General features: G+C 72.4%; 13 protein-coding genes. 7 read left to right on the top strand and 6 right to left on the bottom strand.

The window, feature by feature from the left end; all coding sequences use genetic code 11:
- Nucleotides 1-106: 106 nt before the first annotated feature.
- The 7 genes from AB0E91_RS24200 (at nucleotide 107) to AB0E91_RS24170 (ending at nucleotide 7,141) form a co-directional block, all read left to right on the top strand.
- Nucleotides 107-2,041 carry an ATP-binding protein gene (locus AB0E91_RS24200; protein WP_361785610.1) on the top strand — a complete coding sequence of 645 codons (1,935 nt, stop codon included), beginning with the start codon at nucleotides 107-109 and terminating at the stop codon, nucleotides 2,039-2,041.
- Entirely contained in the window at nucleotides 2,038-2,445 is a 408-nt protein-coding gene (locus AB0E91_RS24195; RefSeq protein WP_199582433.1) for a roadblock/LC7 domain-containing protein, read from the top strand. The genes AB0E91_RS24200 and AB0E91_RS24195 overlap by 4 nt, the downstream gene beginning before the upstream one ends.
- Complete coding sequence (locus AB0E91_RS24190; protein WP_161179941.1) at nucleotides 2,442-2,789, top strand: DUF742 domain-containing protein; 348 nt, start codon at nucleotides 2,442-2,444, stop codon at nucleotides 2,787-2,789. The genes AB0E91_RS24195 and AB0E91_RS24190 overlap by 4 nt, the downstream gene beginning before the upstream one ends.
- Nucleotides 2,790-2,802: 13 nt before the next feature.
- Nucleotides 2,803-3,387 (top strand): ATP/GTP-binding protein, encoded by a 585-nt coding sequence (locus AB0E91_RS24185; RefSeq protein ID WP_361786212.1) that lies wholly within the window; start codon nucleotides 2,803-2,805, stop codon nucleotides 3,385-3,387.
- Nucleotides 3,387-4,592, top strand: a complete 1,206-nt coding sequence (locus AB0E91_RS24180; protein WP_361785606.1) for a cytochrome P450 — start codon at nucleotides 3,387-3,389, stop codon at nucleotides 4,590-4,592. Before AB0E91_RS24185 ends, AB0E91_RS24180 begins: the two co-directional genes overlap by 1 nt.
- Nucleotides 4,593-4,712: 120 nt before the next feature.
- Nucleotides 4,713-5,939 (top strand): cytochrome P450, encoded by a 1,227-nt coding sequence (locus AB0E91_RS24175; RefSeq protein WP_361785603.1) that lies wholly within the window; start codon nucleotides 4,713-4,715, stop codon nucleotides 5,937-5,939.
- A gap of 212 nt (nucleotides 5,940-6,151) precedes the next feature.
- Complete coding sequence (locus AB0E91_RS24170; protein WP_361785600.1) at nucleotides 6,152-7,141, top strand: aldo/keto reductase; 990 nt, start codon at nucleotides 6,152-6,154, stop codon at nucleotides 7,139-7,141.
- 159 nt (nucleotides 7,142-7,300) lie between these two features.
- Here AB0E91_RS24170 and AB0E91_RS24165 read toward each other — a convergent pair whose 3' ends face one another.
- The 6 genes from AB0E91_RS24165 to AB0E91_RS24140 all read right to left on the bottom strand — a co-directional run bounded on the left by AB0E91_RS24165 (nucleotide 7,301) and on the right by AB0E91_RS24140 (nucleotide 14,566).
- Entirely contained in the window at nucleotides 7,301-7,756 is a 456-nt protein-coding gene (locus AB0E91_RS24165) for a DUF6415 family natural product biosynthesis protein (protein ID WP_361785597.1), read from the bottom strand.
- Nucleotides 7,757-8,113: 357 nt separating this feature from the next.
- Complete coding sequence (locus tag AB0E91_RS24160) at nucleotides 8,114-9,295, bottom strand: helix-turn-helix transcriptional regulator (protein WP_361785595.1); 1,182 nt, start codon at nucleotides 9,293-9,295, stop codon at nucleotides 8,114-8,116.
- 99 nt (nucleotides 9,296-9,394) lie between these two features.
- Complete coding sequence (locus AB0E91_RS24155; protein ID WP_361785592.1) at nucleotides 9,395-10,033, bottom strand: HAD family hydrolase; 639 nt, start codon at nucleotides 10,031-10,033, stop codon at nucleotides 9,395-9,397.
- Between the two features lie 29 nt (nucleotides 10,034-10,062).
- Nucleotides 10,063-11,982, bottom strand: a complete 1,920-nt coding sequence (locus AB0E91_RS24150) for an ABC transporter ATP-binding protein (protein WP_361785589.1) — start codon at nucleotides 11,980-11,982, stop codon at nucleotides 10,063-10,065.
- A 107-nt stretch (nucleotides 11,983-12,089) separates the two neighbouring features.
- A complete protein-coding gene (locus tag AB0E91_RS24145; protein WP_361785586.1) occupies nucleotides 12,090-12,812 on the bottom strand; it encodes a lasso peptide biosynthesis B2 protein in 723 nt (240 codons plus the stop codon).
- A complete protein-coding gene (locus tag AB0E91_RS24140) occupies nucleotides 12,812-14,566 on the bottom strand; it encodes an asparagine synthase-related protein (protein WP_361785583.1) in 1,755 nt (584 codons plus the stop codon). Before AB0E91_RS24140 ends, AB0E91_RS24145 begins: the two co-directional genes overlap by 1 nt.
- Nucleotides 14,567-14,577: the final 11 nt, after the last annotated feature.

The following is a 14,577-nucleotide window of genomic DNA, read 5'->3' as shown; positions in this document are numbered from 1 at the left end:
GCCGACCCGCGCCGCTCCGCCGTTCCCGTTTTGTTCCCCCCTTTTTTTGCCCTCTCTCATCTCCCCTCTCTCATCCCCCATCTGCCGCGAGGACCACACCGGACCGATGACCGCGCCCAAGCAATCAGGCGACCGTTCCTCCCTCCGCGCGCTCGCCCCCGCGCTCGCCGCGACCGCCGCCCTCTCGGTGCTCGCGCTCGCCGTGGCGGTGGCGATCGCGCCGGACCCGGCGCGCAACGCGCTGCTGTGGTGCGGGATTCCGGCCGCGGTCCTGCTCTCGGCCGCCGTGGCGAGTGCCGCGTACGGCGTCCACACCGGGCGCCTGCTGCGCCGCCGTCTGGAGGGCGCGGCCGGGGACATCGCCCGGCTCACCCAGCAGCGCGACCGGCAGACGGAGGACGCGCGCCGGGAACAGCAGCGGCTCATCAACGAACTCGCCGCCCAGCGAGTGGAGTTCAAGGAGGAGCGGCAGCGGCTTGAGCGGGACGGCGCGGGTTCGCTCGACGAACTGCGCTCCGAACTAGAGTCCGTCCGCGAGGAGTTGGAGCAGGCCCGGCGCGAGCGGGCGGCGGCGGTCTCGGCGACCTCCAACGCGGCGGCCCGGATGCAGGCCCTCGCCACGGCCACGCTGGCCGACCTGCGCGCGATGGAGGACCGGCACACCGACGAGGACGTGCTCACCGATCTGCTCCACCTCGACCACCGTACGGCCCAGGCGGGACGCCTCGCCGACTCCATCGCCGTACTCACCGGGGCCCGTTCGGGCCGGCGGTGGGCGCGACCGATCGCCTTGGAGTCCATCCTGCGCGGTGCGATGGGGCGCATCGGCGGCTACCGGCGGGTGCGGGTGCACTCCACCAGCGATGCCGCCGTCGCCGGGCACGCGGCCGAGGGCGTGATGCACGCGCTGGCCGAACTCCTCGACAACGCGACGAACTTCTCGCCGCCGACCGCCGAGGTCCATGTGTACGTGGAGGAGGTCCCGGCCGGGGTCATCGTGTCCGTGGAGGACAGCGGCCTGGTGATGGGCGACGTGCAGCTGCGCCGCGCGGAGAAGGCGGTCACCGGTGACGTGTCCGGGCTCGGCGGCCTCACGGGTACCCGACTGGGGCTCGCGGTGGTGGGCCGGCTGTCGCGCAAGCACGGCCTCAAGGTCTCCTTCCGGCCCTCGGCTCGCGGCGGCACGGGTGTGCTGATGCTGGTCCCGCAGGAGATCCTGACGAGCCCGGTCCCGCCGGAGCGGGTGCCCCCGACGGCCCTTCCGGCGCCGGTCGACGCCGAGCCGGAGGAGTCGGACACGCTCCCGCGCCGCCGCCGGGGCCGCACCCTGGCGGAGGCCGAACGCTCCCGCGCGGCCCGCTCCGCGAACCCGGCCCCGACCCCCGATCCGGACCAGGCCAAGACCCGGGCGGCCCGCTTCACGAGCTTCCGCAAGGCGGTGAGGCCGTCCGGCGGTCCGGGGAAGAACACCTCCGCCGAGCCGTCGGGGTCGGCGCGACCGACCACCGGCACTGGCACCAACACCGGCACTGGCCCCGGCACCGGGGCAGCCCGCATCACCGCCACCGACACCGCATCGGACACCTCCCGCCGCGACGGCACGCCCCACGAGCCCCCGGCCGGGGCTCTCCCGCACGGCGTGACTGCCGCCGCCGACCGCGCGGCCCGGACAGCCGCCGGGCCCCGCCCCGAATCGCTCGGCTCCCGCCCGCAGGGCACGTCCGACGAACCGGTGGCCGAGTCCGGCCCGCACACCGCCGACACCCCCGCGACAGTGGACGCCGTTTCCGCCCGCGCGGAGCGCATCCCCGTTCAGGACCACACCGGCGGCGCCGCCCGCCGTACCCGCATCCGCGCCACCGAGGACGCGGCCCCCGGCGACAGCCCGGCCCACGACCACCCGGCGGACGCCCCTGGCGACTCACCCGCGGCCGACCACGCCGACGCTCCCCGCACCGAACCCCCCGGCGGCACCTCACCCGCCGCCTCTTCCTCCTCGTCCGAGCACCACCCCACGCACCCGGAAGGCCCCACTTCATGACCGGCCCGACCACCGCCGACGACAAGCTGACCTGGCTCCTGGAGGGGCTGCTGGAGAGGACGCCGGGTGCGCGGCACGCGCTCGTGCTGTCCCGGGACGGGCTGAAGCTGTGCCGCTCGCCCGAGCTGTCCGTCGACCAGGCCGACCAGCTCGCCGCGATCGCCGCGGGCATCCAGTCCCTGTCGCAGGGCGCGTCCGTGGAGTTCGGGGACGGCAGCGGCGGGGTCCGCTCCGCGATGACCGAGTTCTACGGCGGTGTGCTGTTCATCGTCGAGGCGGGCTCGGGAGCCCACCTGGCGGTGATCACCAGCGACGACGCGGACCCCGGAGTCGTGGGCCACACCATGAGCGAACTGGTGGAGCAGATCGGTGAGCACCTGACCGCTCCGCCCCGTTCCTCATGAGCCGTCCCGGCAGGGACGACGCCCCGGACCGTCTCTACACGATCACGCACGGACGTGTGGGCCCAACTCCCGACAACCCGTTCGACCTGGTCACGCTGGTCGTCGCCGAGTCGGCGCCCACGCCCGGTATGCAGTCGGAGATGGTGGCGATCCTGCGGATGACCGAGTTCCCCACCTCGGTCGTCGAGATCGCCGCCGAGCTGCGGCTGCCCGTCGGCATCACCAAGGTGCTCCTTGGCGACCTGCTGGACCAGGGACGCGTCAGCGCACGCCATCCGCACCGGCCGGCCATCACCGACCCCGACATCCTGGAACAGGTGCTCGTTGGACTCCGCAATCTCTGACGCGCGCACCCCGTTGGGTGCCTCCGCCGACAACGGTCTGAAGATCGTCGTCGTGGGCGGCTTCGGCGTCGGCAAGACCACCCTGGTCCGCTCGGTCAGCGAGATCCGTCCCCTCAACACCGAGGAGACGATGACGCAGGCCGGTGTGTCGGTGGACGACATCGAGCAGGTGCGCGGCAAGTCCGCGACGACCGTCGCCTTCGACTTCGGCCGCATCACCCTGGACGCGCACAACATCCTGTATCTGTTCGGGGCGCCGGGCCAGGAGCGGTTCTGGTTCCTGTGGGACCGGCTGTTCTCCGGCACCCTCGGCGCGGTGGTGCTGGTGGACACCCGGCGCATCGACGACTCCTGGTACGCCATCGACCGCCTCGAACACCACGGCACGCCGTTCATCGTGGCCTGCAACGACTTCGGCGGCCCGGTGCACGCCTCCGAGGAGGTGCGTGCCGCCCTGGACCTCGATCCGGACATTCCGCTGATCGACTGCGACGCCCGTGACCGCGAGTCGGCCAAGCGGGTCCTGATCACCCTGGTCGAGCATGTGCGCAATCAATACGCCGCGGCCGCGGGGCCGTTGACCCCGGAGGTGGTGTGATGTCCGACGCCGTGCCCCTCGGCGGACCCCGGTTCCAGACCGAACCCGCCCAGCTGTACCGGGAGATGCGCCGCGACCACGGCAACGTGGTGCCGGTGCTGCTCGACGGCGACCTGCCCGCGTGGCTGGTCCTCGGCTACCGCGAGCTGCATCAAGTCACCGGCGATCCGGTGCTGTTCAGCCGCGACTCCGAGCTGTGGAACCAGTGGGAGAACGTACCGGACGACTGGCCGCTGCTCCCCATGATCGGCCACCGCCAGCCGTCGATCCTCTACACCGTCGGCGAACGGCACCGCCAGCGCGCGGCGATGATCAGCAACGCGCTGGAGTCGGTGGACCCGTTCGAACTCCGGGGCCAGGCCGAACGGTTCGCGGACGAGCTGATCGACTCGCTGTGCTCCTCGGGCGAGGCCGACCTGGTGGGCCAGTACGCCGGGCTGCTGCCCGTACGGGTGCTGGCGCATCTGTACGGCTTCCCGGACGAGGAGGGACCGGGGCTCGTCACCGCGCTCAACGACATGATCGACGGCCGCAAGCGGGCACTGGCGGGCCAGGCCCATCTGGCCTCCTCCATGGCCCGGTTGGTGGCCGAGCGGGCCAAGGAGCCCGCCGACGACGTCGTCTCCCGCATGCTCGCCGACGACAGCGGGTTCACCGAGGAGGAGCTGGTCCAGGACCTGATGGTCATGATGGCGGCCGGCCACCAGCCGACCGCCGACTGGATCGGCAACTCGCTGCGGCTGATGCTGACCGACGAACGGTTCGCCGCCTCGCTGTTCGGCGGCCGCAACAGCGTCGCCGAGGCGATGAACGAGGTGCTGTGGGAGGACACCCCGACCCAGAACGTGGCCGGGCGCTGGGCGGCCCGCGACACCCACCTGGGCGGCCGCCGCATCCGGGCGGGCGATCTGCTGCTGCTCGGCCTCCAGGGCGCCAACTCCGATCCCCAGGTGCGCACCGACGCCTCGGCGCTGACCGGCGGCAACAACGCGCACTTCTCCTTCGGGCACGGCGAGCACCGCTGTCCGTTCCCCGCGCAGGAGATCGCCGAGGTGATCGCGCGCACCGGCATCGAGGTCGTCCTCGACCGGCTGCCGGACATCGATCTGGCGGTGCCCACCGGGTCCCTGAGCCGCCGGCCCTCGCCCTGGCTGCGCGGGCTGACCGAGCTGCCCGTCCGGTTCACGCCCGTACCCGCCCTCTGACGTACCCGCCCTCTGATTTCGCGTCACCCCGGCCGCAGGACGCTCCTGCGGCCGGGTTCCGGGGGCCGCCCCCGGCGCGACGCGCAGTACTCCGACCCCTGCCTGGGAGGCATGTCAACGATGACGACCGGTACCGCGACGTCCCCGATCCCCCTCGATCCCTTCGTCACCGACCTGGACGGCGAGAGCGCGGCCCTGCGCGCGGCCGGGCCGCTCGCCGCCGTGGAGCTGCCCGGCGGTGTGCCGGTGTGGGCGGTCACGCACCACGCCGAGGCCAAGGCGCTGCTCACCGACCCCCGTCTGGTGAAGGACATCAACGTGTGGAGCGCCTGGCGGCGCGGCGAGATCCCGGCCGACTGGCCGCTGATCGGCCTGGCCAACCCGGGCCGCTCGATGCTCACAGTGGACGGCGCCGACCACCGCAGGATGCGTACCCTGGTCGCGCAGGCGCTCACCCCGCGCCGGGTGGAGCTGATGCGCGAGCGCATCGAGAAGCTCACCCAGGACCTCCTGGACGCGCTGCCCGCCGGTGACGAGACGGTGGACCTGAAGGCGGCCTTCGCCTACCCCCTGCCGATGTTCGTCGTCGCCGACCTCATGGGCATCGACGCCGCCGAACTCCCCCGCCTGAAGGTGCTGTTCGAGAAGTTCTTCTCCACCCAGACCCCGCCCGCCGAGGTTCTCGCGACCCTCACCGAGCTGGCCGGGATCATGGCGGCCACGGTCGCGGCCAAGCGGGCGGAGCCGGGCGACGACCTCACCAGCGCCCTGATCCGTGCCTCGGCGGACGGCGACCACCTCACCGACGAGGAGATCGTCTCCACCCTCCAGCTGATGGTGGCCGCCGGTCACGAGACCACGATCTCCCTGATCGTCAACGCGGTCGTCAACCTCTCCGCCCACCCCGACCAGCGCGCCCTGGTCCTGTCCGGGCAGGCCGACTGGTCGGCTGTCGTCGAGGAGACCCTGCGCTGGTCCACCCCGACCTCGCACGTGCTGATCCGCTTCGCCACCGAGGACGTGCCGGTCGGCGACAAGGTCATCCCGGCCGGGGACGCGCTGATCGTGTCGTACGGCGCGATCGGCCGCGACGAGGAGGCGCACGGGCCGAGCGCCGGGGAGTTCGACATCACGCGCGAGACGAAGAACCGGCACATCTCCTTCGGCCACGGCCCGCACGTATGCCCCGGCGCGGCACTCTCCCGCCTGGAGGCGGGGGTCGCCCTGCCCGCGCTGTACGCCCGCTTCCCGCACCTGGACCTCGCCGTCCCGGCCGCCGACCTGCGCAACAAGCCGGTGGTCACCCAGAACGACCTCTTCGAGCTGCCGGTGCGCCTGAACGGCTGACTCGCGCATCCGAACGGCTGACTCGCACGTCTGAACAGCCGACTTGCGCTGGAGCGCACTCCAGCACCTAGCGTCGTGACCACCCGGCGCGGTACGGCCCGCCGCCCGCCCGGCGTCCCCCACGGGATGCCGGGCGGGCGATTCCGTCGCTAGATGGAGGAGGGGCTTCGTGCCGTACGGGTGGCCATGATCGAGTACGGAAGGGCTGGACGATGCGAAAGCGCAACCTGCGGGACCTGACGGTTTCGAGTATCGGTCTCGGATGCATGGGAATGTCCGCGTTCTACGGCACGGCCGACGAGAAGGAGGGCATCGCCACCATCCACCGCGCCCGGGAACTGGGCATCGACTTCCTCGACACCGCCCAGATGTACGGGCCGCTCACCAACGAGTCCCTGGTCGGCGAGGCGATCCGGGGCCACCGCGACGACTACGTCCTCGCCACGAAGTTCAACTACCGGATGGACGACGCCGTACCCGGCGACATGTCCACCGTCGGCCCCCAGGACGGCTCGGCCGAGCACGTGCACAGCTCCGTACGCGGCTCCCTGGAGCGCCTCGGCACCGACCGCATCGACCTCTACTCCCAGCACCGCGTCGACCCCAAGGTCCCCATCGAGGAGACGGTCGGCGCGCTGGCCGAGCTGGTCGCCGACGGCACGATCGGGCACATCGGCCTGAGCGAGGCCAGCGCGGAGACGCTGCGCCGGGCCAACGCCGTCCACCCCATCACGGCCGTGCAGAGCGAGTACTCCCTGTGGTCCCGGGACGTGGAGGCCGAGGTCCTGCCGACCTGCCGCGAGCTGGGCATCGGCTTCGTCGCCTACTCCCCCCTCGGCCGCGGCTTCCTCGCCGGCCGCTTCTCCTCCCCCGACGAGCTGGACCCCAACGACTGGCGCCGCCAGAACCCCCGCTTCACCGACGCCCACCTCGCCGCCAACCTCCGCCTCGCCGCCAAGGTCAAGGAAATCGCCGAGGAGAAGAACGTCACCCCCGCCCAACTCGCCCTCGCCTGGGTCCTCGCCCAGGGCGACTTCATCGTCCCCATCCCCGGCACCAAGCGCCGCTCCTACCTCGAACAGAACGCGGCCGCCGTCGACATCGAGCTGACGCCCGAGGACCTGGCGCGCATCGACGCGGAACTCCCAGAGGTGTCGGGCGAGCGGTACGACGAGGAGGGGATGCGGTCGGTGAACCGCTGACCCGACGGCGGTCGGGGGCCCTGGCTTTCCGCTACCGGGAAGCGGGCGGCCAGGGCCTTCAGATCATCCAGGTCTTCGTAAGGTGATCCAGCCAGACGCGCTGGTCGTGAAGAAGCGGCCGTCATGGCGCCCTGTGCCGGCCGAGCAGCACGGTCGCCGTCAGGGTCGACGGGCGGGGGTCGCGCAGAGGCAGTGAACGCGGCCAACCCGCGCGTTCAGTTCGCATGGCTCGCCGGGCTTGATCGGCTGGTCACACAGCGGGCACATCCCCAGGCTGCTGAGCACGTCGAGGTGGTCGCACATGCAGACCACGGATGTGGCGAGCTGCTTTACCCGCACGAACTCGCCTTGCAGTCCCGGGGCTTCCTGCTCGGCGAGCCGGTCTCGGGCTTCAGCGAGCGCGGCCCGGACTGCCTCCGCAGCGGTGTCGTCGTCGGGCCGGCCGACGGCCAGTTCCTCCACGCGCGGCATCAACTCGGCAAGCGCCGCACGGAAGTCGGCCTCGAAGGATTGCACGACGCCGTGACGCGGCAGCGTCCTCTGGTCCAGGAACAGGGAGGCTCCGGCGCGCGTGATACCCGTGATGAAGGGCCTTCTCACCGTCGCGCCGTTCACCGGGCGCCCTCCGCACGGTGGTCTACCCAAGGCGGTACGGTGCTTCATGTCGACGCTCCCTCGCTGTTCCGGGCGTTGCCCCCCCCGGGCCGGTGACGCGGCCGTCGGGTCTGGCCTGGCACTTGCAGAGCATGGGCGGAAGCCACCGCGAGAGGTTGGCAGCCGCAGCTCGTATCGGCCGGACACGGTCTCTGCCTGGACAAAGGCGGACCACGCTCACGCGACGGTCGGTGACTGTCTGGAGTGTGTGCGCTTCCTGCATTGCCCGTGCCCCAACCGCCAAGTCCGCGCCTGCAAGAGATTGGGGGCCGAGGACGTGTGCAAGTACCCCAGCGAGGGGTACCTAGGGGTACTTGGTCAGGACGCGGCGCACCACTCGGCGAAGTTCGAGAGAGACTCGGCGTCGGCACGCTTCAGCCGGCGGACCACGGCCACGTCCTGGCGCACCCACGGATGCTCGCGGGTGTGCTGCGGGGCGATGTGGCGGGCGACCTTCAGCGACTCGAACGCGTGGTCCGGCTGCCCGGACCAGAGCTGCACGCGGGCCAGCTCGATGTAGAACCCGGACCGCCGTTCGGCCGGAAGATCAGCAGGCGGCTTCCACTCGTGGGCGATGTCCAGGGCGCGGGCCAGGTGGTCCCTGCCGAGGCTCACCGCCACGGACACCTCGTGGGCACGTACCGAGTCCGGGCCGAACGCGGTCCCGCAGTAGACGCCCTCCGGCAGTCGGTCGGCCAGGACCCGTGCCTCCGCCATGTGGAATTGCGCGGCTGCGGCGTCGGCCGCTCGCCCTGCGATGACGGCGGCCCGCATGTGCAGGGCCCCGCGCGCCGCGGCCTGCCGGGTACCGTCCGGCGCCGGTGCCTTGTCGAGGGCCTGCTCCAGGGCGCGCAGCCCGGCCGCGTGCGCGCGGGCGGCGAAGTAGGTCTCGGTGCGTACGTACGCGACCGTGGCAGTGGTGAGCGGGTCGTCCGCTTCGACAGCGGCCCAACGCATGAGGTCGATGAGGCGGGCGCTCAGGTCGTGGGCGCCGAACTTGTAGGCGACGGCGTCGGCCGAGCGGTAGGCGCGCACGAGGAGCTGGGCCAGCTCGATGCGCTCGGCTCCGGACGCCGCGTGGTAGGCGCGGGCCAGTTCAGTCAGGAGGTCGGGCAGGCGACGGGCGATCCGCGTGTACTGCGCGGCCACCCGCCAGCGGGCCGCCTCGCTCACCGCAGCGCGCAGGGCGCTCATCGGACGCACCGGTCCGTCCTCGGGCAGGTCGTACGTGGCGATGGCGGCCGACAGATCGGGCAGCGCCGCGTGCACGGACGTGCGCGTCGGCTCGGCGTCGTACCTGAGTACGGCCGCGTCCACACCCATGGCATCGGCAAACGCTTCCAGCATCTCCTCGCTGGGATTCCGTTCGCCTCGCTCGATCTTGCGCACTGTGCCGAGGGAAGCTCCCGCCACGTCCGCGAGCTGCTGCTGGGTCATACGCGCCAGCCGCCGTCGATAGGCGATTCGCTGGCCTGCCCCGGGATAGGCAAGTGTGGCCATACTTGCTCCAGTTCGGCTCATCCATCCCGGACAGTACTCGCGGCGAAGCGCTACGGGTACGCGAACGGCCCCGCCTCTCCAGCAAAGCCGTTTCGTCGTTCAGTGGGCGGCAATGTCGAGCAGATCCATCAGACTGTCGATACGCCAGTCCGCTGCCTTCACCGCGTCCCCGGACGCCCACAGGCTGCCCCACGGGCCCCGGCGTAGATGCGCGGTCCGCAGCCCGGCCGCAGCCGCCGGGATCACGTCGTTGGCGGGGTGGTCGCCGACGTAGAGGGTGCGGTCGGCGGGCGCCTGGGCGACGTCGAGGACGCGATGGAAGAACTCCGGCTGAGGCTTGGCCACCCCCCACTCCCCCGACGTGGCGACGACGTCGGCGGGCAGGTCGAGCGCACGCAGGAGCTGCCCCGCGCGCTCGGTCTGGTTCCCGGCGATGACGACACGCACCCCGGCCCGCCGGAGTCCGGAGAGGGCAGGCCGGACGTCGTCGTAGAGGTCACCCTCCTCCAGGTACTCACCTCGGCCAGCGGCCTCCCTAGCCGCGTACTCGGCGACTAGGTCGATGCCCGGACGGAGGATCCGCAGCGCGTCGGCGTTGTCGCGTCCCTGGGCGACGACGGCTCCGACGAGGGCAGACAGGGTGTGGCGGGGTACGCCGAGCCAGTCAGCCCAGGATGCCCAGTAGCGGTCGTCCCGGGTGAGCGTCTCGCCGACGTCGAACACAACGGTGTCAATCACCCGGCCGAGCCTAGGGGACATTGGACTCCTCAACAGCGGTTGGGACCGGGAGCGTCCGCGTCCGCATCGCCCTCCTGAAGATGGTGCAGTTCGGCGAACAGGCCGCCGCTGTTGAGGAGTTCCTGGTAGGTGCCCTCTTCGCTGATGCGGCCGTCCTTCATGACCACGATGCGGTCGGCGAGCCGGGCATTGGCCAGGCGATGTGTGATGAACAGGGCCGCGCGGTCCGCGGCGAGTGCGCGGAAGGTGTCGAACACCTGCCGCTCGCCCCGGGCGTCCAGGGCGGACGTGGGCTCGTCGAGGATGTGCACGGCTGCGTCGGCGTGGAAGGAACGGGCCAGCGCCATCCGCTGCCACTGGCCGCCGGACAGGTCGTGGCCGCCCCACCAGGAACGGGCGAGAGAGGTATCCAGCCCGTTTGGGAGCGTGTCCAGGACGCGGTCGGCGCCGCTGGCGCGGGCCGCGTCGAGCACGGCCTGGTCGCCGCCGGCGCGCGGCGCCCCGAGCGTGATGTTCTCGCGGGCGGTGAGCGGCCAGCGGGTGTACTCCTGCGGGGTCATGGCCACGCGCTGCCATACCTCGGAGGCCGGGACGTCGGCGAGGTCGACGCCGTCCCAGGCGACCTGTCCGGCGTCCGGCAGGTACAGGCCGGTGAGCAGGTGTACGAGGGTGGTCTTGCCCGAGCCGTTCTCGCCCACGACGGCGACGATCTCGCCGCGCTTGAGATCGAAGTCGACCTGGTCGACAGCGGCACGCTCGCTTCCGGGGTAGCGGAAGGACAGGCCACGCGCGGTGATGATGTGCGGGCCGTCGTCCGGCAGGGGCCGGTTGCCTCGGTGGGTGCGGTGCCGGTCTGCCTCGTCGAGGAAGGCGGCCCAGTCCTCCAGGTGCAGGCCGGTGCGGAAGATGCGGGAGGCGGCGCGGGTGAGCGTCGTCAGGGCGGCGGTCGCGGCGCGCAGCGCGAACAATGCGGTTCCGGCGGCCGCGGCTTCGAGACGACCGGTGGCGACGAGGGCACCCAGGGCGGCGAAGGTGCCGCACAAGGTGAGCGCCGACACGGTGTCACCGAGGAGCTGGACTCGCAGTCCCCGTACTGCGGCTGACAGGGCCTCGGCTTCGAGCCGGTCGGAGACCTGCCGGTAGCGGGTCGCGAGGAAGCCTCCCATGCCGGCGGCGCGGATCTCGGCAGCGGTGTTCCGGTCGGTGCTGTAGCCGCGCAGGGTCGTGCGCAGACGGCTGTCGGAGCGGGCGACGGTCACCGCGGCGTGTTCCAGGCGAGCAGCCCGCAGCGAGGCGTAGGCGCGCGGTGTGGCGGTGGCCAGAAGCAGCAGCATGAGGACAGGGTTGAGGGTGGCGACGACCGTGATGACGGCGGCGAGTTGCGCGAGGACGGAGATGGCGCTCTGCGCATCGAGGACGAGGTCCCGGGAGGTCTCCGCTCCCTTGCCCGCGGCGTCGAGGCGGTCTTCGAAGCCGGGGTGCTCGTAGGCGATCAGTTCGACGGAGGCGGCGGCGTCCAGGACGCGGAGGTCGGCCTCGCGGAAGACGCGCGGGCTGAGGCGGGCGGCGGCCGCACGGGCAGCGGTGTCGCACAGTGCGGCTCCGGCGAGTGCGGCCGTGACCCACACGGCCGGGGTGGCTGCCGCGTGGAGGGCGGGGCCGACCGGGGCGCCACGGCTGTAGGCGGCGGCAGCGTCGAGGAGGGCCGCGATCAAGGTTGTGGTGGCCGTCAGGGCGACGGCGGACAGTACGGCGGCGGCGGTCTGAGCGGCGAGCATGGCGAGCAGGGCTCGGCGGTCGGCGTGCCAGGCCAGGCGGAGTACGCGCGTGAGGACGGCCGGGAGTCGTCGGGCCGTGGCGATCAGGTTCTGGTCGCGCGGTTGGTCTTCCACGAGGCGCATGAGCGGCGCGGGAGCAACGGCGGCGCCGGGCAGTGGTTCTGCGGTCACCCGACCGGTGTAGGGGTACGGGCCACTGCCCGGCACCGTGGTTTGCGCGGTCTTCGGGGGGTCAGTGCTGGTGAAGGCGCAGACACGTCAACTCTTCGCCTCTAGATTCACTCTTGAGGGTGAATGGGGGGTGCGGCCGCAACGGCGGTCCAGGGGCGTCGCGGGTCGTCGGCGTCCCGTCCGGTCAGGCCGTGTGCCCCGGCCGGTGTCCATACCCAGGCGTGTGCCTCGTTCGGCGTGCGCCGGGCTCCGAGGACCCAGTGGGCGCGGCGCCCGCGCAGAGCGATGGTGAGGACGGTGGCCAGGGAGACCTCCATGCAGGCGATGCGACCGGGCCACCAGGCGGGGCGGATCAGCGGGACGGCGGCGGCCGCAGACGCGGCTACGCGGGACGGCGCGGGCGGCAGGAACCGCAGGCACTCGAGCAGCCGCATCCGGATGCGCAGCGGTAGCCGCATCAGGGCGAGCGCCAGTGCCAGCCCGACCCGGGCCAGCATCCGTACCGGCCGGCGCGGTTCGGCGCCGGGTTGGGCCGGTGTGGTGGCGGCGGGCATCGGCGGCGGCAGCTCGGCCGTGCCGCGCCCGCTGGTGGCCAGCAGGCCGACGCTCGTCAGCCGCTCGACGGTCGCCGTGACGATGGCATCGGCGTCACCCGGCATTCCCTCCGCCCGCAGGCGCTGGGTGAGGTCGGGCAGTGTGCCGGTCAGGGCCGCTGTCCAGATCCGCTCGGTGGCCCCGTTCATCCACTGCCAGGTGCCGTTGTGGGTGGCCAGCACGGCGAGGAAGCCACCGCCGAGGTCGGCCCGGTGGACGCCAGGCGGTATGCGCATCATCGGACGCCTCCGGTGGTGTGCTGCGGGGCGAGGATGCGGGCGAGCCACCAGGAGGTGATCAGGAATGCCTCCAGCGCGGGCAGCGGCGGCCGTCCGATGCCCGCGCTGGCCGAGTCCAGCGCGAGGTGTACGGCCCTGGGGTCGAACAGCCCGCTGCCCACGAGGAGGCTGGCGTCGACGAGCTGGTGCAGCTCCTCGCGGCGCTGCCGCAGACCCGCGTAGATCATGGGGGTGAAGTGGCCCTTGCTCTGGCGGCCGGTCAGCCAGCCCGGAAGGTCGGGCCGTGCCAGTCCGAGGAGCGGCTTGTACTGGTCGGGTCGGCGTCGCTCGCCCGCACCGATGCGCAGGCAGGCCCGTACGACTTCGTTGTCCATGAACGGAGCCACCTCGACAACGCCGTGCTCGTCGAACAGAGCCTCCGTGTCGCGCATGGCCGCGCCGTTGTAGCGCAGTGCGCACCAATCGTCCCACTCGCCCGCGTGGACATCGCCTTCGCGGCGGCCGGATTCGGCGAGCATGTGTGCGACGGATTGCCGCCCGCCCGGGGTCAGCCATTGTGCCGCCGGACCAACGGGGCACCACGTCCATGCGCTCACCCGCTCGCCGAGCGGCTGCCCCAGTGCGACCGCTTCTGCCGCCCGTTGCATGGCGCGGGGACGGCCCTGTGCGTTCTGACGGACAGCACGCCACAGCGGGCCGGGAGCGCAGTTGACGCGGCGCGCCAGCGCGATCACCGCCGCCTTGGCGCGCCGCCTCTGCCCGTCTTGGACGAGCGCGGTCCACGCGGCCGTCGAGGACTCCATCACCACGTCCGCGCCGTGCCCGGTCAGGTGAAGCGCGGACACCCCGCGTGCCGGGGCGAGGTAGTCGCTGTCCAGTGCGTAGGACGCCACTGGCAGGACCGGTGACGCCGGAGTCGCCTCGGGCCAGCGCGCGAAGTGCAGGCTCGACGGGCCGCCCGCGCTGACGTGGTGGTCGGCGCCCGTGTAGGCGGCGACCTTGCGGGCCATGCGCTCGTCCTCGGCATCGGCGTACGGCCCGCCGTAGGTGACGGCCACGATGCGGCTCGCCTCGGCGGCCGCGATGACCACGGTGGACGAGTCCAGGCCGCCGGACAGGTCCGCGCTCACCCGCTCGCCCGCCACCTTCGCGTATCCGTGCACCGCCGCCCACAGAGCAGCACCGACTTCCTCGGCGCCGCTTTCCAGCGTCCGCCCGTCCGGCTTGGGACGGACATCGACCGTGCGCGCTCCTCGTTCGTCCAGGATGAGGGCGTGACCGCCGGGCACCCGCTCGATCCCCGACCACACAGACCGGTGCGGCCAGTGCTCGCCCGAGCCGACCGCGATCCGGGCTGCCAGCAACTCCAGATCCGGGCCCCGGCCGAGCTGCTCCGCGAGCAGCGCCGCGTCGGTGGCCCACACCGATCCCAGCCCATCGCGCGCAAAGACGAGGCCACGGCTCTCCGCGAGGTCGCCGGCCACCACAGTGCGGTCGCGCGCACCGTCGTGGACGACCATCCAGTACGAGCCGTCCATGCCGGTGATCGCCTCGGTTCGCCCATGGGCCACCTCGGCGGCCACGCGGCCGATCTCCGTGTCGTCGGCCCGGCACACTCCAGCGACCACCGCCCGCACGCGTCCGGCCGCGACCATCCGCACGCGCATCCCGGCGGGGTGCCACACCTGCGCCGTCCGCACGGCATCCGCCGGAGGCTCCAGCGTCCCTCCGGCCAGCCACTGGGTATCCATGTCGTTCGCTC

Source organism: Streptomyces sp. NPDC026659, assembly GCF_040638245.1.
Classification (GTDB): domain Bacteria; phylum Actinomycetota; class Actinomycetes; order Streptomycetales; family Streptomycetaceae; genus Streptomyces.
Note: the sequence above shows the minus strand (reverse complement) of the source record. Positions and strands in the feature narration are given on the sequence as shown.

Excerpts from the sequence above, each read along its gene's own strand:
- AB0E91_RS24195 (WP_199582433.1), top strand. The coding sequence starts at position 2,038 with ATGACCGGCCCGACCACCGCCGACGACAAGCTGACCTGGCTCCTGGAG.
- AB0E91_RS24200 (WP_361785610.1), top strand. The coding sequence starts at position 107 with ATGACCGCGCCCAAGCAATCAGGCGACCGTTCCTCCCTCCGCGCGCTC.
- AB0E91_RS24190 (WP_161179941.1), top strand. The coding sequence starts at position 2,442 with ATGAGCCGTCCCGGCAGGGACGACGCCCCGGACCGTCTCTACACGATC.
- AB0E91_RS24160 (WP_361785595.1), bottom strand. The coding sequence starts at position 9,295 with ATGGCCACACTTGCCTATCCCGGGGCAGGCCAGCGAATCGCCTATCGA.
- AB0E91_RS24145 (WP_361785586.1), bottom strand. The coding sequence starts at position 12,812 with ATGCGCATACCGCCTGGCGTCCACCGGGCCGACCTCGGCGGTGGCTTC.
- AB0E91_RS24175 (WP_361785603.1), top strand. The coding sequence starts at position 4,713 with ATGACGACCGGTACCGCGACGTCCCCGATCCCCCTCGATCCCTTCGTC.
- AB0E91_RS24170 (WP_361785600.1), top strand. The coding sequence starts at position 6,152 with ATGCGAAAGCGCAACCTGCGGGACCTGACGGTTTCGAGTATCGGTCTC.
- AB0E91_RS24180 (WP_361785606.1), top strand. The coding sequence starts at position 3,387 with ATGTCCGACGCCGTGCCCCTCGGCGGACCCCGGTTCCAGACCGAACCC.
- AB0E91_RS24140 (WP_361785583.1), bottom strand. The coding sequence starts at position 14,566 with ATGGATACCCAGTGGCTGGCCGGAGGGACGCTGGAGCCTCCGGCGGAT.